This window comes from Peptostreptococcus sp., from assembly GCF_036639115.1.
In the GTDB taxonomy this organism is placed as follows: Bacteria; Bacillota; Clostridia; order Peptostreptococcales; family Peptostreptococcaceae; genus Peptostreptococcus.
In genome coordinates, this window is sequence record NZ_JAVWJH010000001.1 from 247777 (window position 1) to 274113 (window position 26337).

Genomic DNA, 26337 nt, shown 5'->3' on the forward strand with positions numbered 1-26337 from the left:
TAAAATTATTTATAAACTAAAGCATGTTATTTAAAATAGTATATAATGTATTTAGAGATTACCGAGTTTAACTTTGGTAAAATTTATAAAATGAATATACAAGCAAAATACTTGTATTGGGGGTATGGTATGTTAAGAAATTTTGATGAAGTAATAGAAAAGGTAAAGGCCTTTCATGAAATGAAGCGTTGCGGTGTCTGTATGGCAGATGAAGCAGCTATAGGTGGTGCACTTGCTGGTGAAGAGCTAGAGCTTGCAAAGCCTATATTTGTAGGTCATGAGGACGAGATACGCAAGATCTTAAAAGAAAAGGGTGCCAATAAGGACTATGAAATAATAAATGTAGAATCTGATTCAGAAGGTGCTGAGAAGGTAGTAGAGCTTGTTAGAGAAGGCAAAATTGACTTTATATTAAAGGGACATATAGAAACTGCAGTACTTATGAAGGCAGTTGTAGATAAGGATAAGGGCTTGAGAACAGACAGACTAATGAGTCATATGTCATTTGAACAAGTTCCAACATATCATAAATTAATCACTATTACAGATGGTGGTATGTGTATGTATCCAGACGTTGAACAAAAACAAAAGATTATAGAAAATGCGGTTGAGATATACCATAAATTGGGATATGAACGTCCTAAGGTAGCTTGCTTATCTGCTATAGAAAAGGTTAATCCTAAGATGCCTTCTACAGTTGATGCAGGTGAATTAAAGGCAAGAAACCTAAGAGGTGAGATTAAGGATTGTATAGTAGAAGGTCCTATATCTTTTGACCTTGCATATTCAAAGAAAGCAAAAGAAATTAAGGAATATGATAGTGAAGTCGCTGGGGATCCAGATATATTATTGGCTCCAGATATTCAGGCAGGAAATATCTTAGATAAGACATTTAATTTTGCTGCACAGGGTAAAATGGCAGGATTTATAGTTGGAGCTAAGTGTTTGATTCTACTTACATCAAGAAGTGCTTCAGCTGAGGAGAAATATCTGTCAATAGCTATGGCAGCACTTGTCAACAAATAAAAAGTAATTTAGCCATGAAAATTCTTTGTTGAGAAATTTATTGAAAATAGAAACTATATAGATTTAAAAAGCAAATTGTTAAGATAAAGAAAATTATAAACCTAATAAAGGCAGCTTTTAGATCCCTTATTTGAGAGGGGTCTGAAACTGCCTAATTTTGAAAGGTGGTATTTTATGAAAATACTAATTATTAATCCAGGTTCAACCTCTACAAAAGTTGGAATATATGAAGATTTAGAGGAAAAAATCATAGAAAATATTACGATTGATGCAAATGTATTGAAACAATTTAATGATTTATATGATCAAACTGATATGAGATACAAGCAAGTAGTTAAATTCTTAGACGATAACAAGATAAAGGTTTCAGACTTAGATGTTATAGTATCAAGAGGTGGAATGCTTCCACCGCTACACACAGGGGCATATGTAGTTGATGATGAATTATGTGATATTATGAGAAATCATCCAGCTCAGATACATGCATCAAACTTGGGTGCTTTAGTAGCTAGAATGATATCTAAGGAGGCTGATATACCAGCATATATATATGATGCGGTATCAGTAGATGAACTTACTGACCTAGCGAGACTATCAGGTGTAAAAGAGTATCCTAGAAGAAGTTTCTCACATGCTCTTAATACTAGAGCAGTTGCAATGAGATATTGCAAGGATAAAGGGCTAGATTATTACAACTCTTCTATAATAGTTGCACATTTAGGTGGAGGGATATCTATGAACTTCCAAAAAAATGGTCATTTGGTAGATATATCATCATCTGATGAAGGTCCATTCTCTACAAATAGAGCAGGATTCTTACCTATATATAGCTGCATTACAATAGCTGATAAGGGTGGTGCACAGGCTCTACAGAGATATGAAGACAGTACAGGTGGACTTATATCCTATCTAGGTACAAATGACGCTAGAGAGGTAGAGAAGATGATTGAAGAGGGCAATGAAGAGGCTCTTTTGGTATACAAGGGTATGGCCTATCAGATAGCAAAAACTATTGGTTCATTGGCAGTAGTAGATGATGGAAAAATAGATGGAATACTGCTAACTGGTGGTATGGCACATTCAAAAATGCTTACTCAGTGGGTTATAGATAAGGTATCCTTTATAGCTCCAGTTACTCTTTATCCAGGTGAATTTGAGATGAAGGCTCTTGCAGCTGGAGGCTACAGAGTGATGAAGGGTGAAGAAAAGGCAGATTATTTAAGATTATAATAAAAATACCCCACACAGAAAGAATGTGCTGGGGTATTTTGTCAACTTATTTATAATGACGTGGATTTGAAATCAATATTGTTTTAAATAGTTAGAAAACAATTCTTTATTTAATAATTGTATATCAAAAAGTGATTTATTGCTTGAAAAAAAGATAAAAGTTAGTTATTATAAGAATTGGTGAAAACGTTTTGGAAGGAGGAAGGGCAATTCCTCCCCAACTATGTAATAGATTGGGTATACTTGCCCTAATTAAGATGCAGCTTGGAGAATATAAAGGAACAGTAAACGATTACGATACTTTTATGGTGTTTTTAAACACTTTAGCCGTTATCATTTCAGAGATGTTTGGAAATAATTGTGAAGTGGTAATTTCGGATTTAGATAGTCCTGACAATTCCGTTCTTTCTATATATAACGGACATGTTACGGATAGAAAAGTAGGGGATCCTCTAAATACTAGATCTGGAGAACTGATAGAAAGAAGTAAGGGTGGCTACAATATTAATTACAAGAAGGCAAATAAAAAAATAAGGAAAGAGATAAAATCATCTACAATAGTAACTAGAGCTTTTGGAAGAAATATATCTTTCTGTATAAACTATGATTGTGATGATTTGACAGCTATTCAAAAAACATTGAAGAAATTTTTATCAATGGGGGATGAAATATATGATGAGTATGATGCTTTTGACAACGGGGAATTAGTAGAGCATAAATTTATGATAGAGCTTGAAAAGATGGATAAACCAATAGTGAATATGAATAAAAAAGACAGAATATGTCTTATTAAAAATTTGAAGGACTCAGGGGTATTTAAGATACAAAAGAGCGTTCCATACATAGCTGAACAGCTGGGTTTGTCTAGGTATACTATATATAATTACCTCAATGAAATAGAAAATAGTGAGTCTGAATAAAAAAATTTTTAAAAAATGTTTAAAAAGTTTTTTATTGGGCAAATATATAATACAAACATAATAAATTAAAATACTCAATCTCCCCAAACAAGAACCTTACCCCCTAAGGTTCTTGTTTACTTTTGAGAAAAAACAGCATCATATATTTTTAATCGGCGATTTTCTGTCGATTTTTTTATTTCTATATATAAAAGGTAAAATTAAATTTATCTGAAAAAAATAAATCTAAAATACTATCGATATAGTAAACCTTAAACAAACTTCATTTATAAATAAATTTAAATAGACTTATAAAAGTTATATAATCTAACTTTATTTTGTTATACAAACTAAAATAAGATGTTGACATATAAAAAACACTGGACTATAATATAAAAAGATACTTTGACAATCAAAATAATAAATTGAAGAGGTAAAAAAATGGAGATTGAATTTATAAAAGAATTGGCTTTAACGATGAAGGAAATAGATATAAAAGAGCTAGAATATAGCGAAAAAAATGGAGAAAGAATAAAACTTAAAAGGAATAATCTATCTGAAGAGATTTTTAAAGGTGAAAAAAAATCAGGAAAGCATAATAAATTAGATAAGTGTCAAAGTATTTATGAAAAAAAGGTTTATACTGATTATGATGGAAAATATATTGATAATCAAAATAATATTGATTTAGAAACAATTGAGAATAGAAATATAGAAGATATCAAAAAATTAGAGGATAAGAAAAAAACTAGTATTAAATCAAATATGATAGGAACTTTTTACAGTAAGGCCTCACCAGATGAAGAAAGTTTTGTAAAAGAACAAAGCAAAGTTAAAAAGGGAGAAGTTATATGTATTATTGAATCCATGAAACTGATGAATGAGATAAAGGCACCTTTTGATTGTGAAGTTCTTAAATGTCTAATTCAAGATGAAGAAATAGTAGAATTTGGTCAGGATTTATTCGAAGTGAGGGGATTTGATGACTAGAAATATAAATAAGGTTCTAATAGCAAACAGAGGAGAAATAGCTGTAAGAATAATTAGAACTTTAAAGGATATGAAAATTAAGAGTGTAGCCATATTTTCAGATGTTGATAGAGACTCTTTACACACTAAAATGGCAGATGAATCTATATGTGTTGGACCAAGAAATGTGAATGATAGCTATTTAAATAAAATGCAAATAATAAATGCAGCAATAGTTACAGGTGCAGATGCAATACATCCTGGATTTGGATTTTTGTCTGAAAACCCTAGCTTTGCAAAGATGTGTGAAATCTATAATATCAAATTAATTGGACCAAGTAGTAAAGTGATGGAATTAATGGGTAATAAAGATGCTTCAAAGAAAATCATGAAATCAAAGGGTATACCTGTGGTCCCAGGATCTGATGGGATAATAGAAAATATTGATTTGGCAAAAAAATTGGCAAGTGATATAGGATACCCAGTCATAATTAAGGCGAAATCAGGCGGTGGTGGAAAAGGTATGAGAGTTGTACGATCTGAAGATGAACTCGAAGTATCAGTTAAATCGGCACAAAAAGAAGCAGAAAATGCCTTTGCTGACAGAGATGTATATATGGAAAAATATATAGAATCTCCAAGGCATATAGAAGTTCAAATTATTGCAGATGAATTTGGAAATGTGATACATTTAGGAGCTAGAGATTGCTCTATGCAGATGAATCATCAAAAAATAATTGAAGAAGCACCAGCGAAATATATAGATAAAGAAACACTGGATAGATTATATGAAATGTCTGTAGATGTGGTAAATGAGATAGGGTACACAAATGCAGGAACTATAGAATATCTAGTGTCATCTGACAATCAGTTATACTTTATGGAAATGAATACTAGAATTCAGGTAGAGCATCCAGTAACTGAAATGACAACTGGAATTGATATTGTAAGAGAACAAATAAATATAGCGGCTCAAAATAAATTAAGTTACGGGCAAGAAGATATACTAATAACAGGTCATTCGATTGAATGCAGAATAAATGCTTATGATTCAGAAAATAATTTTCTTCCAAGCGTAGGTAAAATAGAAGGACTCAACATTCCAGGAGGATATGGAGTTAGAGTAGATAGTGCTATATACCAAGGATATGAAGTATTACCATTTTATGACTCTATGTTGGCAAAGATAGTAACATTTGGTAAGAATCGTGATGAAGCGATTAGTATAATGCTGAGAGCCTTGAGTGAACTGGCAATAGATGGAATAAAAACAAATATAGAATTTAATAAAAATATTATTGGAGGGAATGATTTTTTATCTGGAAACTTTTCGACATCATACTTGGAAGATATGCTTAAAGCTAGTATTGATAAAAAAAGTTAAGCAGATTATAGGAGAATTATGGATGATATTACAACATTTTAAAAGGAAAAAATATAAGGCTGCACACTCTATAAATATACAGGCAGATTTTGCTGTAAAGTGTCCAGAATGTGAGGGCTTGTTTTTTAAAAGTGAAATAGATAAGAAAAATAAAATATGCCCACTATGCGAAAAATATATGAAAATGAGCGCAAGAGAAAGAATCGAAAGTATAGTGGACAAGGACAGCTTTACAGAGTATTTCAAGGAAAGAAAGATAAGAGATCCTCTGGAATTTCCAGAATATAAAGAAAAGCAAGTGAATTTAAGAAAAAAAATAAAAGAAGATGAAGCGGTAGTATGTGGTGTGGCAAAGATAGATGATATAAAACTAGTTATAGCGGTGATGGATACTAGATTTATGATGGGGAGCATGGGTTCTACTGTAGGAGAAAAAATAACGAAAAGCATAGAACTATCTATTAAGAAGAGATACCCCCTTATAATATTCACTGCATCAGGAGGAGCTAGGATGCAAGAAGGTATGTTTTCTTTGATGCAGATGGCAAAGACATCACAGGCAATAGCAAAACACAATGAAAAGGGGCTTTTATATATTTCTGTATTGACGGATCCAACTACTGGAGGTGTGAGTGCAAGTTTTGCAAACTTAGGAGATATAATAATTGCAGAAAAAGGTGCTTTAATAGGTTTTGCAGGTCCAAGAGTTATACAACAGGTAACGGGAAGTAGGCTACCTGAAGGTTTTCAAAAGGCAGAATTTTTATTAGAGCATGGTTTGGTAGATATGGTGGTGAAAAGAGAGCTTATAAGAGATACTCTAGCAGATGTATTGAATATACACTCTAAAATAAAAAGGAGGGGCTAATACATTGGAAGCAATCGATATAGTTAGAAAGGCAAGAAATCCAAATAGGCTTAAGTCCAAAGATTACATAAAATACTTATGCAAACCATTTGTAGAGTTCCATGGAGACAGATTATATTCAGATGATAAGGCAATAGTTGCTGGTATAGGGATGATAGATGAGCACTCTGTAGTGATAATAGGGCAACAAAAAGATTGCAACTTCGGAATGTCAAATCCTGAAGGCTATAGAAAAGTTTTAAGATTGATTGACTACGCTCAAAAATATAAAATGCCAGTAATTACTTTAATAGATACTCCAGGAGCGGATTGTGGTATTGAAGCAGAGCAAAGAGGACAATCGGGCGCAATAGCAAATTGTATATATAAATTTTCCCAATTAAAGATACCTACTTTATCAATAGTAATAGGAGAAGGTGGAAGTGGTGGAGCATTGGCGCTTGGAGTAACAGATGAATTGTGGATGCTAGAAAACAGTGTATACTCTATTTTATCTCCTGAGGGATTCGCAAGTATATTGTGGAGAGACACGAATAAAAAAGATGAAGCAGCAAAACTTATGAGATTGACAAGTCAGGAGCTTATGGAAGATGGTTTTGTAGACAATATAATAAGGGAAGATGGTGGGGAACTTTATCATCTTAAAAACGAAATATTAAAGTTCTTAGAGAAAAATTATTTGATTTCAACAGATAAAATATTGAAAAAAAGACATAGCAAGTATAGAAAAATACTTGGAGGATAGTATAAAAGAATTGAGTGCATGAAAACTATGGAAGAGACAAACAAAAAAACAATCACAGAAAACTCTATAGAAAAAAAGGAAAATAATAAACTTGAAAAAAACAAAGAAACTCTAAATTCTGTAGAGGAATTGGATTACAAGGATACAAGAAAAGTTATAAATGATATTATAGTTGATTTATTTAAAAATATATTGATGATTGAAGAGATATCATTAAAATCAAGAGGGATAAAAGATTTATCTCTTACAGAAGTACATGCAATAGAGGCAATAGGGAGTGGTATAGGAAAGAGAATGTCAAAAGTAGCAAGTGATCTGGATATATCGCTAGGCACTTTGACCAGTACAATGGATAAGTTGGAAAAGAAAAGCTACGCCCAAAGAATTAGAAGTAAAAATGATAAAAGAGTAGTAATTGCAAGGCTAACAGCAAAAGGAGAGCTAGCGTATAAAATACATAGAAATTTTCACGATGAAATGATTGAAAATTTGATGATAGATTTAAAATTAAAAGAAGATAAGGATTTGATACAAGTATTAAAAAATATAAATAAATTCTTATTAAAGGAATATGGAGGTAACAATGTCTATTAATATAATTTCGACAGGAAGTTACGCCACAGATGAAATTCTTGATAATGAATCACTTTCAAAAATGGTAGACACAAATGACAAATGGATATTGGAAAGAACAGGAATAAAGACAAGACATATAGCAAAGTATAATACAACAGAAGAACTTGCTAGTAAGGCTTGTGAGAGAGCTCTTAAAGATGTAAATATAGATAAAGATGAAATAGGGCTATTGTTATTTGCAACAATATCATCAGACACAAAGGTACCATCTTCATCATATACTACAGCAGGTCACCTTGGTATAGAAAATGCAGTTTGTTTCGATGTAAATGCAGCGTGCAGTGGTTTTATATACTCAATGACAATAGCAAAGTCAATGATGAAGGATATGAACTATAAGTATGCCTTGGTAGTGGGATCAGAAAGATTATCAAAATTTATTGATTGGACAGATAGATCTAGTTGTATATTATTTGGAGATGGTGCAGGATGTGCATTATTAGAAAACAGTGAGTACAAAAATGAACTGTTAAAAGGAAAAAATAATTCAAAAGTCTATGAAAAGCAAGATGAGTACTTGGAAAATGAAGTCTCAAATAACTTAATAAAGCTTGAGATAAAAGATGCTATATTGGGTGGAATATATGACAAGAAAAAGTATCTGACTGTGGATTCAAAAGATAAAGTGTCAGATGAAGTTTCACCATTTATAGAAATGAATGGAAGACAAATATATAAGTTTGCTACGGATATAGGAGTTAAAGTAATAGATAAACTTTTGAAAAAAAATAATATAAAAAATGAAGATATTGCGATGATAGTGCCACATCAGGCAAACAAAAGAATAATACAGACTCTTGCAGAAAAGAGCAATCTAGGAATTGAGAAATGGTTTATAAACTTGGATAAATATGGAAACACATCATCAGCAAGTGTTCCTATAGCACTAGATGAGGCACTAAAGAATACATACCTCAAAGAAAGTAGAGGAAAGTATCTTTTATCCCTAGCATTTGGCGGGGGACTGAGCTATGGTGGAATTCTATTTAAAATAAAATAATAAAATTAAGGTAAAAAAAGGAGAATAAAAAATGTTATCAAAAGTAAAGGAAATATTAGCAGAACAGTTGGATATAGAATTAAAATTAATAAAGGATGATAGTGATATACAGGAAGATTTGGAAGCAGATTCACTAGATGTAATGGATATAATGACAGAAATAGAAGAAGAGTTTGATATAGAGGTAGAAGATGAGGCTATAGAAACTCTTAGAACTCCCAAAAAAATTGAAGAGTATATATCTAAGAAAATGTAGTAGAGAAATCTTTTATAAACTAAATTTTATATATCAAATTATTAAAAATTAAAATAGAAGGATAAGATTATGAAAAAAAATGAAATTTGTGATTTATTAGAAATACAATATCCTATCTTTCAGGGAGGTATGGCTTGGATAGCGGATGCTGATTTAGCATCTGCAGTATCCAATGCAGGAGGTCTTGGAATTATAGCGGCTGGAAACGCTCCAAAGGAATGGGTAATAGAACAAATTAGAAAAGTAAAAACAATGACAAATAAGCCTTTCGCCCTAAATATAATGCTATTAAGTCCATTTATAGAAGATATTATAGATGCAGTGATAGAAGAAAATGTCAAAATAGTAGTGACAGGAGCAGGAAATCCAGGAAAATATTTTAAGAAATTAAATGAAAATAATGTCAAAATAATACCAGTGGTTCCATCTGTTTCACAGGCAATTCGAATGCAGAGAAATGATGGAGTAGTAGCTGTGATAGCGGAAGGTGCAGAGGCAGGAGGTCATGTAGGAGTCATAAACACTATGTCACTAATACCTCAGATTGTAGATTCAGTAGATATACCAGTAATAGCAGCAGGTGGAATAGCTGACGGCAGAGGAATGTCTGCAGCATTTTGTTTAGGAGCATCAGGAGTACAGCTTGGTACTAGGTTTTTGCTGGCTGAAGAATGTAATGTTTCTGATGAGTATAAGGAAAAAGTAATAAAGGCTAAGGATACATCAAGTATTGTAACTGGTCAGTCTACAGGGCATCCCGTAAGAGTATTAAAAAATAAATTCGCAAAAAACTTTAGAAAGCTTGAAGAAAAAAATGCAAGTATAGAAGAGTTGGAAAAATTTGGATCAGGGAGCCTAAGATCTGCAGTGGTAGATGGAGATGTAGAAAATGGATCAGTTATGGCAGGTCAAATAGCAGGTCTTATAAATAAGAAAGAAAGTTGCAGAGAAATAATAGATGATTTAATGAAAGGATATGAAAGGACGGTAAAGTCTATATATGAGTAGAAAAATAGCAATATTATTTCCTGGTCAAGGATCTCAGTATGGAGGTATGGGAAAAGAAATAATAGAAAAAAAATCATGTGAAAACATATATAAGATATTTGAAAAAATAGTAGATAAAAATACCTTTGATATAGTAATGAAAGCTTCTTCTAAAGATCTATCTCACACTAGATATGCTCAACTAGCTATTTTTTTGAATAGTTTATCTTTATACTCTATACTAAAAGAAGATATATTGGATAAAAATGATATAGAAGTTACATCAATGGCAGGACTCAGTCTAGGAGAATACAGTGCCTTATGTGCATCAGGTATATTTGATATAGAGTCTGCAGTAGAATTACTTTACAATAGGGGAGTTATTATGGAGAAGGGTGCAGCTAATAAGGGTTCTATGATAGCTATTTCAAGGTCTGATGAAGAGACTGTTAGCTCTCTTATTGAACAAGCAAAAGAAAATGAAATACTTTCTATATGTAATTTGAACTCCCCCTCTCAAATAGTGGTAGGTGGTCAGTATTCTGCTTTGGATAGACTTGAGAGCCTATGTAAAGAAAACAAAATAAAAAGAACAGTAAGGTTGGATGTAGAAGGACCTTTTCATACGGATATTCTAAAAGAATCCTCGAATCAATTTGAAAAATATCTCAAAAAAATTTCTTATAGAAATACTGATATCAATGTATTTTCAAATCTAGATGGAGAAGTGTATACATCAGAAACAAATATTGTAGATAAACTTAAGAAGCAAATGTATTCAACAGTTTTGTTTGAGAGATGTGTTTTAAATATGATAGAGCGAGGATGTAATAGCTTTATAGAGGTTGGTCCTGGAAAAACTTTGACGGGATTTGTCAAAAAAATAGACAAAACTGTGCAAGTCTTAAATATAGAAAAATTATCTGATATAAAAAAAATAAATGATGAGGTGTAGAAAATGAGTATTGATAATAATGTTGCCTTTGTAACAGGAGGTTCGAGGGGAATAGGAAGAGCTATAGTTGAGAAGTTGGCAAAAGATGGATACATAGTAGGATTTAGTTATGTAAGCTCTGATGATAAGGCAAATTCTCTAGTTGAAGAGTTAGAAAATAAAGGGATAAAGGCATTTTGTGTAAAATTTGATGTGAAAAATTTTTCTGAAACGGAACATGCCTTATCAGAAATACAGGATAGATATGGTGACATTGATGTGTTGGTCAATAATGCAGGCATAACTAAGGATAAAATGTTTGTAAGGATGAAAGAATCTGATTTTGATGATGTTATTGATACAAACTTAAAAGGAGTATTTAACTGCACTAAGCAAGTAGCAAGAAAAATGACTAAACAGAAACATGGAAGAATAATAAACCTTTCTTCACTGGCGGGAGTTGTAGGAAATGTAGGTCAGACTAATTATTCAGCATCTAAGGCAGGAGTAATAGGTATTACAAGAACTTTGGCAGCAGAGTTGGGATCTTATGGTGTAACTGTAAATGCGATTGCACCAGGATTTATAAAGACAGATATGACAGATGCCGTTCCAGACAATATTAAAGAAAATATAATTAACATGATTCCTTTAAAGACAATTGGACACCCAGAAGATATTGCAAATCTAGTATCATTTCTTGCAAGTGATTCAGGAAGATATATTACGGGTCAAGTAATCAGTGTAGATGGAGGTCTCTCAGCAATATAGAGGAGGATAATATATGAAAAAAAGAGTTGTAATTACTGGAGCAGGCGTGATAAGCCCAGTTGGAAATAATGTATTGGATTTCATATCAAATATAAAAGGATGTGTAAATGGAATTGGAGAAATAAGTGCATTCGATAATTCTCTGTACAAGACTAAGCTAGCAGCTGAGGTGAAAAATTTCGATCCTAAGGAATTTAATATAGAGGGAAGTAGAAAAAAGGATAGATTCTTGCAGTTTGCTTTAGTAGCAGCCAAAGAGGCATCTAAAAATAGTGCTTACATAATTACTGAAGAAAATTCGTTTAGAACAGGTGTGGTAGTTGGAAGTGGTATAGGTGGAATAATTAGTATAGAAGAAGAACATAAAAAATACTTAAGTAAAGGTCCAAAGAGAGTGTCATCTCACTTTATACCAAAATCAATTATTAATATGGCAGCGGGGCATGTGTCTATTGAGCTAGGAACAAGAGGTGTCTGTATATCTGATGTATCAGCTTGCGCAACAGGAACTGACTGCATAGGACATGCCTATAGACTAATAAAAGATGGGTACCAAGATGCTGTATTTGCAGGAGGATGTGAAGCATCTATATGTGAGCTTGCTGTTTCTGGTTTTGAAGCTATGTCGGCACTTTCATTTTCAGATGATATAAATAGAGCATCGATTCCATTTGACAAAGAAAGAAATGGGTTTGTGATGGGAGAAGGAGCTGCGATACTTCTTTTAGAGTCTTTGGACTCAGCTATAAAAAGAGATGCAAATATCATCTGTGAAATCGTGGGATATGGACAAGCAAGTGATGCCTATCATATCACTGCGCCTAATCCAGATGGTAAGGGAGTGATTCAGTCTATGAAAGATTCAATAAAAGAGGCAGAAATAGATATTACAGAAGTTGACTATATAAATGCCCATGGAACAAGTACTCCGTTAAATGATGAAATAGAAACAAATGCAATTAAAAAATTATTCAAAAATCACAGTGAAAATATAGCAGTTTCATCAAGTAAATCTATGACTGGTCATATGCTAGGAGCAGCTGGATCTGCAGAAGCAGTAGTATGTGCATATGCTTTAAAAGAGGAATTTATTCCATCAACTATCAATTATAAATGCAAGGACGAAAGTTGTGATCTTGACTATGTGACAGATGGGACAAGATATGAAGAAATAGAATATGCAATGAGTAATTCATTAGGATTTGGTGGTCATAACTCAACAATACTTTTAAAAAGGTATAATAAATAAAAATTCATACCCTCAGAAAGGTAAAATATGTTAAATATAGAAGAAATTAAAGAAATAATACCTCACAGATATCCGTTCTTATTAATAGATAAGATATGTGATATGGAGATAGGAAAAAGTGCTCATTCAGTAAAATGTGTGACGGCAACAGAGCCGTGGTTTCAGGGACACTTTCCAGAGCACAATGTAATGCCAGGAGTTTTATTAGTTGAGGCTATAGCTCAAACAGGAGCAGTATCTATACTGTCCATGGAAGAGAATAAAGGCAAGCTTGCATTTTTTTCATCTATAAAAAATGCGAAATTTAGAAGAGAAGTCAGACCAGGGGACAAATTAGATATTTTTGTAGAAATTTCTAAGATGAGAAGAAATTATGGTGTCGGTTTGGGAAAAATATTATGTGATGGAGAAATTTGTGCAGAGGCAGAGATAGGTTTTTTTATTGGTAAATAGTAAAGTCATTATATAAGCCCTTGCATATTATGCAAGGGCTTATATAATGACTTTAAATGAACTTGTTAACTTTGAAATGTTACAATTAATTCAAATAAAAAATTAGAAATATTTAGGAAATATCTATCTCATAATATCAATAAATATTTCTTAAATATACTCAAATATTACTATCTTCTGTTTTTTGCGACAAATGATGCACCAAGATATTTTTTAATTTCATCTACTGGAGAGAAATCATCTATTAAAAATTCTTTTTTTGTATCCTCAAATATTACTAAAACCTCACAATCACCTTGTAAAAAGGATTTTTTGACAGTTTCTTCTCGAACTTCTCTCACCTTTATAACATCTTTTTTCTCTTTTTCAAAATCTCTTGTATAATAGCTTCCCATCATGTTTATTATTTTTGTATAACGATTCATATTTCCTCCTTTTGAAACTAAGTTTTATATAAATATATTTCAGAATTTACTGAAACATACACGATACAATCTCATATCTTTGTTATTATATAATACCAAGAAAATTGATTATAGTAAATAATAAATTAATATAAAGAAAAAAATCGTAAAATTAAATAGTCTAATCGTGAAATCTATATTTATTTTGTTATTTACGGGCAAACTATGGTAAAATAAAGGTGGTGATGTAACTATGAATAGATTGAAAAAGGTTAGTGACGATGTAACTATTAGAAGGTTAAAAAATACAATTGGTGGTATAATTATGATGAAGTTGAAGAACATTAAAGGTAATACTTTCTGGATTAGAGGAGGTACTAATACAGGAGTGTATATTTTCGAGGACAGATCTGCTTTATTAATAGACACAGGTCTGGGCGGAAAAAGACAAGAAAGAATGATCGAAATATTAGATGATAACAATATCACAGTTAAGTATATTATCAGTACTCATGAGCATGAAGATCACAGTGGTGGAAATCATCAAATAAAGGAAAGATACAAGGATGTGAAGATATTTTCTTCATATAAATCCAAGTTATATATTGAAAATCCTGATATATACATGGATTTCTTAACTGGGGGGAGAAGAACCCAGATCTTAGAAAAAGAATTAAGTAAATATATACTTCATCCCAAAAAAATTGATGAAGTAATTTATCCAGGTCAAACACTGAGGCTAAATGGACATGATTTTGAAATAGTGGATTGTTCAGGACACACAGAGGGCTGTATTGGTGTTATTACAGATGATAAAGTTGCTTTTTTTGCAGATTTAATGATTTCAAAAAATTCCTTAGAAAAGTTTGAATTTTTATTTATGAGCGATTATTCAAGTCAAATAAAGTCTTTGGATAGAGTAAGAATTTTGGATTTTGAGTTAGGAGTGTTAGGTCATTCTAGTAAAGTATATTCAAAAGAAGAAATGATGGAAGTAGCAAATTATAATTATGAAGCCTTAATGGGTCTAGTAGAATTTGTGCTTGATTTCTTGGAACGTCCAAGAACATTTGATGAGCTTATCAAAGAATTTTTAGATAGAAGGAAGTTGATGTGTAACTATATAGCCTATTTAGAATATAGAAATTCTCTTAATGCTACTATATCATATTTACTAGATACTGATGTTATTGAGTATAGACTAGATAATAATATACTAAAATATGTTATTAATAAGGATGTTTTAAAAGGCGAAGGTGGCTTATTGTATTGTGATGTATAGGAGATTCTATGATATTTTATATTCATAGAAATTAAGCGATATTTTAGAGTAATCTACATGAGAAGTTATAGAACAATAAGTAGATCAATTTAGAAAAACTATATAAATTTTATAAAAGCTCAAGTTGGGCTTTTATAAAGTTTTTTAAAATAAAAAATTATATCTCAAAAGCTGAGATATGTTAAATAATGCGAAAATATTTACTACTTTAAAAGCAGTTATTTAAAAGTTAAAAGAAAGTGAAAGTGGGTGAAACTATGGATTATCGGAGTTGGACGAGAATTATAGCTCCATATTCAAATGCTGTTGAAGAATTAAAAATAAAATTCAAAAATATCAGAAAAGATTACCTTGAACAAGGGCAACACTCTCCAATAGAGTTTGTAACAGGTCGTACAAAGAAGATATCTTCTATTATGGCTAAAATGCAAAAATTAAACACTACAAATATTGAAGAGGACATAGAAGATATAGCCGGCATTAGAATAATGTGTCAGTTTGTAGAGGACATATATGCTATAGTTGAAATTATTAAGAAAAGAACGGATATGAGAATAGTAAATGAAAAAGACTATATAAATGATGTTAAGAAAAGTGGTTATAGAAGTTATCATTTAATAATAATGTATCCGATAGAAACTATAGATGGTCCAAAAGAATTGCAGTGTGAAGTTCAAATAAGAACTCTAGCAATGAATTTTTGGGCAACAATTGAACACTCTTTGAAGTACAAATACGACCACTATATTCCTGATGAATTGGCAAAAAGATTAAAAAGAGCTGCTGATGCTGCCTTTAGGTTAGATCAGGAAATGGGAGAGATAAGAGAAGATATAATAAAGGCTCAAGAAATGTTTACAGAAAAAGAGTATGCAACTACGGATGTATATGCAAGAATTAACAAATTAAAAGAGCTAGGGGACAATGAAAATTATTTTTACTATAAACACCAAATGGATAAAATGTCTCAGACAAACGATATCGCTGGTCTTATAGATCTAAAAGCGGAGATAGATCATGTATTAAAGGATGTTAAAATGGGCAGAATACTTGATGGGAATGAAATAAAATAGAAAAATAATATGGAGGAAATAGATGAAAATATTTGCAATAGGGGACTTGCATCTTTCTACTGCAGTAAATAAGCCAATGAATGTCTTTGGTATGAATTGGGATAATCATGAAGAAAAGATTTTTAGTGATTGGGAAGATAGGGTATCAGATGATGATATAGTATTTATTGTAGGTGATATATCTTGGGCTAGCAAGGTAAAAGAAGCAAAAGCAGATTTGGATATAATAGCATCTATGCCTGGGAGTAAATATATGATCCGTGGTAATCACGACTATTGGTGGAGTACAGCATCTGCTTTGAATAAGATATTTAAAGAAGATGATAAGATGAACTTTATGAATGTCAACTATCAGGTGGTAGGTGATTATGCAGTATGCGGAACTAGAGGTTGGATATGTCCAAATGATATAAGATTTGAAGAAAAAGATGAAACAATATATAAAAGAGAAGCAAATAGATTAAAAATGTCTTTGCAAGAAGCTGAAAAGGCGGGATACAAGAAAAAAATAGTATTATTACACTATCCACCTACTAATGAAACTATGGAAAAGACTATGTTTTTAGATGTAATCAAGGAGTATAGACCTGAACATGTAATATATGGTCATTTGCATGGTGAAGAAAGCTTTGGACTGGGTATAAAAGGTGAGGTAGATGGAATAAACTATCACCTAGTATCATGTGATTATTTAGATTTTAAGCTTAAAGAAATAAAATAGTAGATAGCAATTATTTTAAGCTTGTAATAAACTGTAAAATATATTACAATCGTTAATAATGCGAAGGTAATAAAAACCTTCATCTAATGATTAATATTGATATGAGGTGATATTTTGAGCAAAAAAAGTAGAAATATTTGTATAGATATAGATGGAACTATGATAGACCCTTATTTTTTTATACCGTATCTCAATGAGCTAACGGGTGAAAACGTTAAGAAGGATGAATATACTTCAATAGATTGGAATGACACATATGGACCACAATATCAAAATATATATGAAAATTTTGATATGGAGTATTCACATATATATAAGGAAGCCAGTCTATTAGATGGTGCAAAAGAAGTGGTAGACAAGCTCCTGAAAAATGGTGATGAAGTATACTATGTGACAGCTAGAAGTAAGGATATCGATGAAATAACTAAAAGTTGGATAGAAAGTCAAGGGCTTGATTCATCGAGAGTTTACTCTTTGAGTGGTAATTCTGGTAAGGTAAAAATGGCTGAAAAACTTAACTGTGACTATTTCATAGAAGATGACCCTAATAATGTGAAAAGTCTTCTAAAGGCTGGGTATAAAGTAGTTCTTATGGATACTAACTATAATAAAGAAGTATTGGAAGAAATAGAAGATAATTTCGAAAGCACTTATAAATCAGCAGATTATAGTAATAAATTATGTTATTCGGATAAAAATATAAAAAATATGCTTAATAATATAAAAAATAATTTAATAAGGGTAAATAACTGGAAAGAGATAGGGTTTAAATTAAAAGTTTAAATTTTAAGTTATATATGAGAAGAATCTGTTTATTAACAGATTCTTTTTTATTTATAATTTATATAAAATTTATAAATTATAATAAAAAAAAATTAAAAAGTTAAAATATATTAACAAGATATGAAAAAGATGTTAGAATATATGAAGACTTTAAAAATGGAGGTAATTTGATGAAAGTATGTTGTAAATGTAAAAATGATGTGGATGGTGATGCTAAATTTTGCCCAAAATGTGGAAATAATTTATCCGAACAAAGAAAAGTATCAGATGAAAATGATAAAAGATATTTTCAAAAAGAATCTTTGGGAAATAAAGTAAAAAAGGAAGTATCTGAAAGAGGATCTTTAGAGGAAACTGCAGAAGAAATACCAGAAAAAAGCTTAAAAGAAGAACCATCAGAAGAAGAATTATCAGAAGAAGAATTATCAGAAGAAGAATTATCAGAAGAAGAATTGTTAGAAGAAGAACTATCGAAAGAAGAATTATCTGATGAAGAACTGTCAGAAGAATATAAAAAAAATTCAATTGAAAGATTAAAAAAACAATTTATATATTTAAAAAATAATAAAAAAGAAATTTTTTCAGATAAAAAAAATAAAATTATTTCAATTTTAGCTATTATAATAGTAATATCTTTTGGAACGATAGTTTCATTAGGGAATGAAAATGGTAAAATAAAAGAAAAATCAGATCAAAATACAAATAATCATGATATGAAAATCGAAGAATTAGAAAATCAATTGCTAGAAATTAAAGATACAGTGCTTTCTAAAGATGAAAAAATTAAAAGTTTAGAAGGAAAAATAGAAGAAGCTAGACCTTGGTTTGATATGAAGGCAGAAGAGAGAAAGAAGCAAGAAGAAGAGCAGGCTCAAAAGAAAAAAGAAGAGCAAGAAAAACAGGAAAGAGAAAGAAAAGAGCAAGAAAGGAAAGAAAAAGAAGCACAAGAGAGAAAAGAAAAGGAAGGTTATGATACAGGTATTACATATAATCAATTAGCTAGAACACCAGATGATCTAAAGTATAAAAAGGTTAAATTTAGTGGGAAGATAGTACAGGTTATGGAAGGTGAAGACGATATGTCTTATCGTTTAGCAGTAGGAGGAAATTCTAACAATGTATTATACTTAAATGTTCCTAGTGAACTAGTTAGCAATAATAGAATATTAGAAGATGATTATATTACTATATTTGGGATGAGTGCAGGAACTATAACATATGAATCGTCATTTAGTGGAAATATAACGATACCATCTGTAATGGTTGAAAAAATTTCTAGATAGGAGAAAATAATAAATGAAGATTTGTAAAAAATGTAAAAAAGAGTTTACAGATGAGAACTATTTTTGTATGGATTGTGGAGATAGACTAGATGCAATAAAAGATGAAAGAAGTAATTTATTAGATAGTGTAAGTTTATCAGAAAAAGAAAATAAAGAAGAAGTAGAAAATCTAAGAAAAATAATATCTGATAAAAAATCAATAATCAATGAAAAAGATAATTTGTTGAGGACTCTTGAATTGTCAGATGGAAAAAATAAGTTAGAGAAAGATAAGTTGTATAAAGAATTAAAATCTCTTAAAGAAGATAGCAATAAAGAAATAAATAGTCTTAAAAAGATAATAAAAAGTAAAGAATCAGTTTTAGAAGAAGTAATAAATTTAAATAAAGAATTAGATATAAAAAAATATGAAATAAAAAAATTAAATAAAAAAATTGAAATAGATAAACTATTTTTAAAAGAGAAAGAAGAGTTAAATAAAGAATTAGAGAAAATAAATCGAGATTATAAGAAAATATTAGAAAAAAAAGATGATTGTAAAGGAAATGATAAATCAGAAAAAAAAATTAAGAAAAACAAACTGTTTTTAGGGATAATATCAGTACTATCTTTAGTTACAATTGTTTTGATTACAAAAATATATGTGATGGAAGATTTTTCAGAAGCAAAAACTAAAATAGAATCAGAATATATAAGTGAAGATAGTGAAAATAGTGAAAGTAGTGAAGATACTAAGACAGAAGATAGTAGTATAATAGAGAATAGTACACAAGAAAAATATGGATTTGGAAATTTAACAAATTCAAAGGATAAAAAAATGGCTTTATCTGTTGAATCAGTAAAGGACATTACAAAAGAGTTGGATGAAGAAACCAAAAAAAATCTTCAAAGTGATAACGAACATAAAATTGAACAATATTTATTAATAACTTATGGGTACAAAAATATTAATATTACTGAAAAAATAATGGAGTATCCAGAATCTATATCAGATAGTAAAGGAAATGTATATTCAGGGTTTGTTGATGTTAGTGACTTTAAGTCACCTATTGATGTTGGTAAAGGTAAACAACAATTAGATGCTCAAATAATAATAGCTCTAGAGAAAAAGATAGAAGGAAATGTAGGGGTGGAATTTTCATCATACTATGATGAAACAAACTATGAATTTTCCTTTGAAGGTAAAGTAAGTTAATACAGAAACAGCTGTTAATTTTGGCAGCTGTTTTTTATTTGAAAATAGCAATGTATAATATTTTATTTAAATACTTAGAAATATTTAAATAGTAATTCTTGATTAAAATCAAAGTGAGATCATTACCCTATTACAAAGTAAGTTAATTTTGTTTGAAATTGTATAGATGTGTTATTATAAACATGGAGTATAATAATTTATTAAAAATGATAAATAGATTAATACAGGAAAAAGGAGGAATAATTTAGTGCAAGAAAGAGTAGAAAGTGTGAGTTTATACAAAGTATTTATATATCTTTTAGGTTTGAGTGGTACTTGTTTGGGAGTAGCACTGATAATAGAGAGTAAATTAGGTTTAGATGCTTGGAACGCAGTGATGGCAGGACTAGATGTGCAGACAAGTATATCTTTGGGGCTATGGTCAGTTATAGTACAGAGTAGTTTTTGGATTATAGCATCTATTTTGGACAAGAAAATGAATTTATTATGTATTTTTCCAATCCTTTGGAAGGGATTAATGCTTGATGTATCAAAGGCATTTGTAAGTTATTTACCACTTGCTAGTGGATTAGGATTTAATATATTGTTATTTTTTGTAGGTTATATCATAGTTGGAATGAGTACAGGTGTGTATGTATCAACGGGATATCCTAAGATGCCAATAGACGGTCTAATGGTTGCAATTTCCAATTTTTTCTCATGGAAGATGAAATGGGCAAGATTGTTGATTGAAATAACGGGATTTATTGTTATGATATTGGTTTCTGGACCATTTGGAATAGGAACTATAATAATAACATTTACAATTGGATACTTTATATCTGCCAGCAAAAAAATATCTGAAAAATATATATTATCAATATAATGTAGATTTAGATATAATGTGGATTTAAATGATAATCCTAGCGCTGTTAAGAAAGTTATCTGAAATTGTATTTCTTTTACATATTTTATTAAAAGTAATTTGATTATTTTGTTTTAGATATTTTTTAAGTTTTATGAAAGTTTTTTGAGTAAGATATGATTATATTTTATTAAATTTTTATATTTACTTGTATATAAGCTTAAAATAGTTTATCGTTTATATTACTATTTGTAAATCATAAAAAGGAGAAATAAAATGCTTGAATTAAAAAGGGTCGATTTATCAGAAATAGATATGGCGATAGCTATAATAGAGGGTGCAAAGACGCATTTGAAGGAGCAAGGAGTAAATCAATGGCAAAATGGATATCCAAATAATAATTCTATTAAAGAAGATATTTTGAATAATAGGGGATATTTTATTATAGAAGAAGGAAATATTTTAGGATATGTATGTATTGATTATGCTGGTGAGAAAGCATATGATGATCTAAAAGGAAATTGGAGCCTAGATAAAGACTATGTGCTTGTTCACAGGATGGCATTTGCAGGAGAATCTCGTGGGAAAAAATTAAGTACGGAAGCTTTTCAGCTAGTAGAAAATTTAAGTAAAGAAAAAAATATAAACTACTTTAGAATTGATACAGCTGTTGATAATTTAAAAATGAGACATATTTTAGAAAAGAATAACTTTAAATACTGTGGAGTAATATCTTATGATGATGGAGAAAGACTGGCATACGATAAAAGTTTTGAATAATAGATTATTAAAATGGAAATACCTTAAAATGAAAAAAAGAAATATCTAGAAAAAAATATCTAAAAAGAGAGAACAGAAATATTCAAATAAAAATAGGGCCGTTATAATAACAGCCCTATTTTGTGAATTTATATCTTATTTATTAAAGAGAATCCTTAGATCCTAAAACATTGTCTATTTTTCCTTCTACAACATTCTTTATAGAATCTCTACCAGCACCAATGTACTTTCTTGGGTCGAACTGCTTTGGATTTTCTGCTAAATACTTTCTTACAGCAGCAGTCATAGATAATCTTAGGTCAGTATCCATGTTTATCTTACAAACTGCCATTGAAGATGCCTTTCTTAGCATTTCAACTGGAATACCCTTTGCACCTGCAATATCACCACCGAATTCATTACAAGTAGCAACAACATCCTGGTCAACTGCAGAAGCACCGTGAAGTACTATTGGGAAGTTTGGAAGCTTCTTCTGTATATCTTCAAGTATATCAAATCTTAACTTAGCCTCTCCCTTGAACTTGAATGCACCATGTGAAGTACCTATAGCTATTGCTAGTGAATCAACACCAGTTCTATTTACAAAGTCAACAGCCTGTTCTGGATCAGTATATTTATGTACATCTGAAGTTACATCATCTTCAGTACCAGCTAGAACACCTAGTTCAGCCTCTACTGAAACATCAAACTTATGAGCATACTCAGCAACCTGCTTAGTTAAAGCTACATTTTCTTCATAATCTAGATGAGATCCATCTATCATAACTGAAGTAAATCCAGCATCTATACATATCTTAGCCATATCAAAGTTTGGACCGTGATCTAAATGAAGAGCACAATCTACACCTATTTCATCAGAAGCAGCCTTTACTAGAGCTACTAAAGTATCTATACCTGCATACTCGATAGCAGACTTAGAAGCCTGTATTATAACTGCAGAGTTTCTTTCCTTACAACCCTGAAGAACGCCCTGAAGCTGTTCTAAGTTACTTATGTTGAAAGCTCCTATAGAATAACCACCTTTGTATGCCTTCTTAAACATTTCATTAGTATTAATTAATGCCATAATATCCTCCTTATAAACTTTTAAAACTTACCCATCAACCTTATTATACCAAAAAAAATAGAAATATCTACTATTTCAGTGTAATTTTGACTATTATTTTGTTGATATTTTAAATTTTCAAGCATAAAAATTGATTATTTGCTATGAAAACGATACTAAATAATTATCTAGATTTAGCATTAAAATAAAAAGATCAAAATCTGAATGGCTCAGGTAATTTCTGATTGTTAAAAACTAAGCATTTATATATTGACTAATACAATAGAACGTTGTATATTTTAATTAAGTTTGAATTAAGAAAATAAGTGATTTATTTCATAATGAATTTAAGGTGAGCATATCTATTTTGATGATATATAATAGTTTTATAATTTTAAAAATTAATATAAAAACAAATAATAAAAGATTTTTGATTCTATCACTTAATTATGAAAGCTTAAAATGAGTATATAAAAGTTGAATAGTTATATAGATGATTTAGCGAGCTGTAATGTAAATATTATAATAAAGTATAATGAAATGTTTAGTGTTACAATTATAAAAATTAGAATTTTGATATATAATACAAATTCAAGTAAATAAAGTTATTATTTTTATTTAGGAGGTTATGATGAATCTAACTGAATTGAGAAGAAAAGATATTATATCATTATTGTTGATGACAGTTATTTCATCTGGTATTTATTTATTGCTTAAAAATAATATTGATGATAAGTCTCTTATTGCATTGTTTTCTTATATTTCAATGGTAGGTGGAGTTATAGTTTTAATTTTTGCTTTTTTAGAAAGTTATAACGGAGATCCATTTGTAACAGGAAAAACACAGACTATAGGAGTGGTTAATAGTTTTGTTGGTGCAGGATTGGTTATTTTTTTAGCTGCCTTTAAATATGGTTTAATACAAAGTATAGTAATCGTAAATATTTTTATGATAATTAGTAGAGAATATGGCAGACGTTCAAGAAAAAAATATTTAAAAAAGTATTTATATCAAACGGCCAGCATCATAAAAAACATAAATAATAATGCATATATAGTGTTAATTGATGATGAGGAAAAAAGGGTATATTCAAGAAAAGATCAAAAAAATATCTCAATAGGTGATATGGTTAAAATAGTTGAAATAAAAGGTAAGTATCTATATATAGAAAAAGTGTAGAGATCTTATTTTAAGAGTATATTGGTAAAACTAAAAAATAATAAAGTTATATCTTATAAAAGTTTTGTGTTTTATGAAAATCAAATAAAGGTTTAATGAGCATAAAGGTTTACAAGAGTATGTATATAAAATATAGACAATATTATTACTGACTTAGTCAAGATAAATTGATTATGTATTCACTGGTTGTTAAAATATAATATCAAAATTAAGTAATATGAAAGTATGAATCAATTAAGTAATATGAAAAATAAATCTATTGAGTAGCATGAATAATAAATATAAATATATTTGAAAATTATATAAGTATAAGGAGGTAATCAAATTGAACAAAAAGAAGCTATCAATAATAATGTCAATTTTTATGATATCTCAATCACTAGCAATTTCATCTGCACTAGACACTGATATAGTGTCAGAAAGCTCTGATGAAAATTCAGTTGAAATTGAAAAGATAGTAAATGAAAATGACAAAAATAATGTAGATAAAAATAATGTAGATAAAAAAGTTGATGGATCTGAAATTACAAAAAAAGAGAAAGTAACAAATTTTAAAAAAGAAGATATTCATAAAAGTATTGATTCCGATCTAAAGAAATTTCAGAATAATGATACTATAGTAAAGCGTATATCAAGTAGCGAAAGGGTCAAGACTTCTGTAGAAATAAGTAAGTTTCAAAACGTCACTTCAAAAAAAGTAATTATAGCAGATTCAAGAAATTATCCTGATGCACTTGCTGCGGCAGGTATTACAGATGGAAAATATCCTGTTTTATTGGTTGGAAATGAAATAACAGAAGAGTTAGAAAATGAAATCAGGCGTCTAGGAACGGAAGAAGTAATCATCCTAGGAGGAAAGAATTCAGTTTCCGAATATATAGAGAATCAACTAAATTCAATAGGAAAACTCAATGTGAGAAGAATCGGTGGAGTAAATAGATATGAAACAAGCAAAAAAATATTTGAGGAGAGTAAAAAAGAAGGTGTAGTACTTGCATCTGGACAAAACTTCCCTGATGCTCTTTCTGCATCACCTTTACTTACAAACTCAGCACTATTACTTACGGATAAATACTCACTAAGTCCTGAGCTAAGGGAAACAGTGAAAAATATAAAGGATAAAAACATGCAAATTGTAGGAGGATACGGAAGTATTTCCAACTCTCTAGAAAAACAATTAATGAATATATATGATATTGCAAGTACAGATAGAATCTCTGGAGTAGATCGCTATGCAACAAGTGTTCAAGTAGCCAATAGATTGCAATCGGATATGGCAATAATAGCATCCGGTGAGTCTTTTCCAGATGCCCTTGCAGCATCTACGCTTGCTCAGATGACAAAATCACCAGTACTGTTGGTATCTAAAAATAGAATTGATGAATCAGTAGCGAATTATATAAAAGACAAAAATATTAAAAAAGCTATAATAGTTGGTGGTGATAAGACTATTCAAGGGGATGTCGAGAAAAATATTGAAAGATTAATAGAAGGTAAGGAAATGCTGCAACCAGACACTCCTGAACCTGTAGAATCAACTTATAAAAATGCAGTTACAAAGTCTAGTGTAAATATTTATTCAGATACAAATATGACTAGCTCAGTTGGTATTATAGAAGCTAAAAAAATTGTAGACGTACTTGAAAAAAATGATTCTTTTACGAAGATAAGATATGACAGACGTGAGGGTTGGGTAGACAATGAAAATCTTGATGAATATGATCCAGTTTCATTTGGAAAAGTAGTAACAAGTGTACCATATATTTCTCAACTTTCTCCAGTATATGCTCCAAATGGTTGTGAAGCGACTTCGATGTTGATGGGACTTCAGGGCAAAGGATATACCAATATAGGATTAAAAGACTTCCTCAATGTAATGCCAAAAACTGACAGTAATCCAGCAAATGGCTATGTGGGAAGCCCCTATGGAAATGAAAATTTCCGTTTTCTTACAATAGATCCAGAGCCACTGGCAAAGTACGGTCAAAAGTACGGAAATGTAGTTAATATTCAAGGTCAGCCCATAGATCAAATTATAAAAGAAATACAAAATGGAAATACCGTAGTAGCATATATGACACTTTATTGGAACAAGCCACAATATAAAATTTTACCTATAGATGGAGTGCCTACAAGAAGAATATTTAATAATCATGTTTTGTTACTTACTGGATATGATCCTGTGAAAAAAAGCTTTTATATAGCAGATCCATACAATCATGAAAAGGCGGGAGGAAACAGGAAGAAAGCATTTTATTATTGGAAATCTCAAGCTGATGTCGATAGATGCTATAACTATGATAATAGAAGATTTGCTGTTTCGATAAGATAGTCTAATAT

The 26337-nt window shown here is 30.2% G+C and carries 27 protein-coding genes; 25 read left to right on the plus strand and 2 right to left on the minus strand.

All coding sequences use genetic code 11. The features are described 5' to 3' along the window. Positions 1–129 precede the first annotated feature (129 nt). The 15 genes from RR561_RS00955 to fabZ all read left to right on the plus strand — a co-directional run bounded on the left by RR561_RS00955 (position 130) and on the right by fabZ (position 13407). Positions 130–1026, plus strand: a complete 897-nt coding sequence (locus RR561_RS00955; protein ID WP_332505563.1) for a bifunctional enoyl-CoA hydratase/phosphate acetyltransferase — start codon at positions 130–132, stop codon at positions 1024–1026. Between the two features lie 174 nt (positions 1027–1200). After that, complete coding sequence (gene buk, locus RR561_RS00960) at positions 1201–2256, plus strand: butyrate kinase (RefSeq protein ID WP_332505564.1); 1056 nt, start codon at positions 1201–1203, stop codon at positions 2254–2256. A 191-nt stretch (positions 2257–2447) separates the two neighbouring features. Next, positions 2448–3176 carry a helix-turn-helix transcriptional regulator gene (locus RR561_RS00965; protein ID WP_332505565.1) on the plus strand — a complete coding sequence of 243 codons (729 nt, stop codon included), beginning with the start codon at positions 2448–2450 and terminating at the stop codon, positions 3174–3176. 420 nt (positions 3177–3596) lie between these two features. Further along, on the plus strand, positions 3597–4145 hold the full coding sequence (locus tag RR561_RS00970) for an acetyl-CoA carboxylase biotin carboxyl carrier protein (protein WP_332505566.1): 549 nt from the start codon (positions 3597–3599) through the stop codon (positions 4143–4145). Beyond that, complete coding sequence (gene accC, locus RR561_RS00975) at positions 4138–5508, plus strand: acetyl-CoA carboxylase biotin carboxylase subunit (protein ID WP_332505567.1); 1371 nt, start codon at positions 4138–4140, stop codon at positions 5506–5508. The genes RR561_RS00970 and accC overlap by 8 nt, the downstream gene beginning before the upstream one ends. Positions 5509–5530: 22 nt before the next feature. Beyond that, the gene (gene accD / locus RR561_RS00980; protein ID WP_332505568.1) at positions 5531–6376 is read left to right on the plus strand and encodes an acetyl-CoA carboxylase, carboxyltransferase subunit beta; all 846 of its coding nucleotides are present in this window, start codon (positions 5531–5533) and stop codon (positions 6374–6376) included. 4 nt (positions 6377–6380) lie between these two features. Then, positions 6381–7121 carry a carboxyl transferase domain-containing protein gene (locus RR561_RS00985; RefSeq protein WP_332505569.1) on the plus strand — a complete coding sequence of 247 codons (741 nt, stop codon included), beginning with the start codon at positions 6381–6383 and terminating at the stop codon, positions 7119–7121. Between the two features lie 27 nt (positions 7122–7148). Next, positions 7149–7715, plus strand: a complete 567-nt coding sequence (locus tag RR561_RS00990) for a MarR family winged helix-turn-helix transcriptional regulator (protein ID WP_332505570.1) — start codon at positions 7149–7151, stop codon at positions 7713–7715. Then, entirely contained in the window at positions 7705–8757 is a 1053-nt protein-coding gene (locus tag RR561_RS00995; protein ID WP_332505571.1) for a beta-ketoacyl-ACP synthase III, read from the plus strand. Before RR561_RS00990 ends, RR561_RS00995 begins: the two co-directional genes overlap by 11 nt. A 31-nt stretch (positions 8758–8788) precedes the next feature. Then, on the plus strand, positions 8789–9013 hold the full coding sequence (locus tag RR561_RS01000) for an acyl carrier protein (protein WP_332505572.1): 225 nt from the start codon (positions 8789–8791) through the stop codon (positions 9011–9013). Positions 9014–9082: 69 nt separating this feature from the next. Further along, entirely contained in the window at positions 9083–10021 is a 939-nt protein-coding gene (gene fabK, locus RR561_RS01005) for an enoyl-[acyl-carrier-protein] reductase FabK (protein WP_332505573.1), read from the plus strand. Continuing rightward, on the plus strand, positions 10014–10955 hold the full coding sequence (locus RR561_RS01010) for an ACP S-malonyltransferase (RefSeq protein WP_332505574.1): 942 nt from the start codon (positions 10014–10016) through the stop codon (positions 10953–10955). The genes fabK and RR561_RS01010 overlap by 8 nt, the downstream gene beginning before the upstream one ends. A 3-nt stretch (positions 10956–10958) precedes the next feature. Then, on the plus strand, positions 10959–11705 hold the full coding sequence (gene fabG / locus RR561_RS01015) for a 3-oxoacyl-[acyl-carrier-protein] reductase (RefSeq protein WP_332505575.1): 747 nt from the start codon (positions 10959–10961) through the stop codon (positions 11703–11705). A gap of 13 nt (positions 11706–11718) precedes the next feature. Beyond that, positions 11719–12954, plus strand: coding sequence for a beta-ketoacyl-ACP synthase II (gene fabF / locus RR561_RS01020; protein WP_332505576.1), 1236 nt, complete (start codon positions 11719–11721; stop codon positions 12952–12954). A 27-nt stretch (positions 12955–12981) separates the two neighbouring features. Next, complete coding sequence (gene fabZ / locus RR561_RS01025; protein ID WP_332505577.1) at positions 12982–13407, plus strand: 3-hydroxyacyl-ACP dehydratase FabZ; 426 nt, start codon at positions 12982–12984, stop codon at positions 13405–13407. A 170-nt stretch (positions 13408–13577) separates the two neighbouring features. Here fabZ and RR561_RS01030 read toward each other — a convergent pair whose 3' ends face one another. Continuing rightward, complete coding sequence (locus tag RR561_RS01030) at positions 13578–13832, minus strand: hypothetical protein (RefSeq protein ID WP_332505578.1); 255 nt, start codon at positions 13830–13832, stop codon at positions 13578–13580. A 232-nt stretch (positions 13833–14064) separates the two neighbouring features. Here RR561_RS01030 and RR561_RS01035 point away from each other — a divergent pair, with 232 nt between their 5' ends. The 8 genes from RR561_RS01035 to RR561_RS01070 all read left to right on the plus strand — a co-directional run bounded on the left by RR561_RS01035 (position 14065) and on the right by RR561_RS01070 (position 21772). Continuing rightward, the gene (locus RR561_RS01035) at positions 14065–15093 is read left to right on the plus strand and encodes an MBL fold metallo-hydrolase (protein WP_332505579.1); all 1029 of its coding nucleotides are present in this window, start codon (positions 14065–14067) and stop codon (positions 15091–15093) included. Between the two features lie 257 nt (positions 15094–15350). Further along, positions 15351–16166: a GTP pyrophosphokinase gene (locus tag RR561_RS01040; RefSeq protein ID WP_332505580.1), complete on the plus strand. Its 816-nt coding sequence runs from the start codon at positions 15351–15353 to the stop codon at positions 16164–16166. 22 nt (positions 16167–16188) lie between these two features. Then, positions 16189–16887, plus strand: a complete 699-nt coding sequence (locus RR561_RS01045) for a metallophosphoesterase (protein ID WP_332505581.1) — start codon at positions 16189–16191, stop codon at positions 16885–16887. 114 nt (positions 16888–17001) lie between these two features. Continuing rightward, the gene (locus tag RR561_RS01050) at positions 17002–17670 is read left to right on the plus strand and encodes a 5' nucleotidase, NT5C type (RefSeq protein ID WP_332505582.1); all 669 of its coding nucleotides are present in this window, start codon (positions 17002–17004) and stop codon (positions 17668–17670) included. A 170-nt stretch (positions 17671–17840) separates the two neighbouring features. Continuing rightward, positions 17841–18953: a zinc ribbon domain-containing protein gene (locus RR561_RS01055; RefSeq protein WP_332505583.1), complete on the plus strand. Its 1113-nt coding sequence runs from the start codon at positions 17841–17843 to the stop codon at positions 18951–18953. Positions 18954–18966: 13 nt separating this feature from the next. After that, on the plus strand, positions 18967–20148 hold the full coding sequence (locus RR561_RS01060) for a hypothetical protein (RefSeq protein ID WP_332505584.1): 1182 nt from the start codon (positions 18967–18969) through the stop codon (positions 20146–20148). A gap of 247 nt (positions 20149–20395) precedes the next feature. Next, positions 20396–21013 (plus strand): hypothetical protein, encoded by a 618-nt coding sequence (locus tag RR561_RS01065; RefSeq protein ID WP_332505585.1) that lies wholly within the window; start codon positions 20396–20398, stop codon positions 21011–21013. Between the two features lie 255 nt (positions 21014–21268). After that, positions 21269–21772 carry a GNAT family N-acetyltransferase gene (locus RR561_RS01070; protein WP_332505586.1) on the plus strand — a complete coding sequence of 168 codons (504 nt, stop codon included), beginning with the start codon at positions 21269–21271 and terminating at the stop codon, positions 21770–21772. A gap of 142 nt (positions 21773–21914) precedes the next feature. On the opposite strand, the gene fba is transcribed toward RR561_RS01070, so the two are convergent. Continuing rightward, a complete protein-coding gene (gene fba / locus RR561_RS01075) occupies positions 21915–22838 on the minus strand; it encodes a class II fructose-1,6-bisphosphate aldolase (protein ID WP_332505587.1) in 924 nt (307 codons plus the stop codon). A gap of 610 nt (positions 22839–23448) precedes the next feature. Here fba and RR561_RS01080 point away from each other — a divergent pair. Both RR561_RS01080 and RR561_RS01085 read left to right on the plus strand, forming a co-directional pair. Beyond that, positions 23449–23997 carry an NfeD family protein gene (locus RR561_RS01080; protein WP_332505588.1) on the plus strand — a complete coding sequence of 183 codons (549 nt, stop codon included), beginning with the start codon at positions 23449–23451 and terminating at the stop codon, positions 23995–23997. Between the two features lie 325 nt (positions 23998–24322). Continuing rightward, positions 24323–26329: a cell wall-binding repeat-containing protein gene (locus tag RR561_RS01085; protein WP_332505589.1), complete on the plus strand. Its 2007-nt coding sequence runs from the start codon at positions 24323–24325 to the stop codon at positions 26327–26329. The last annotated feature ends 8 nt before the right edge of the window (positions 26330–26337 follow it).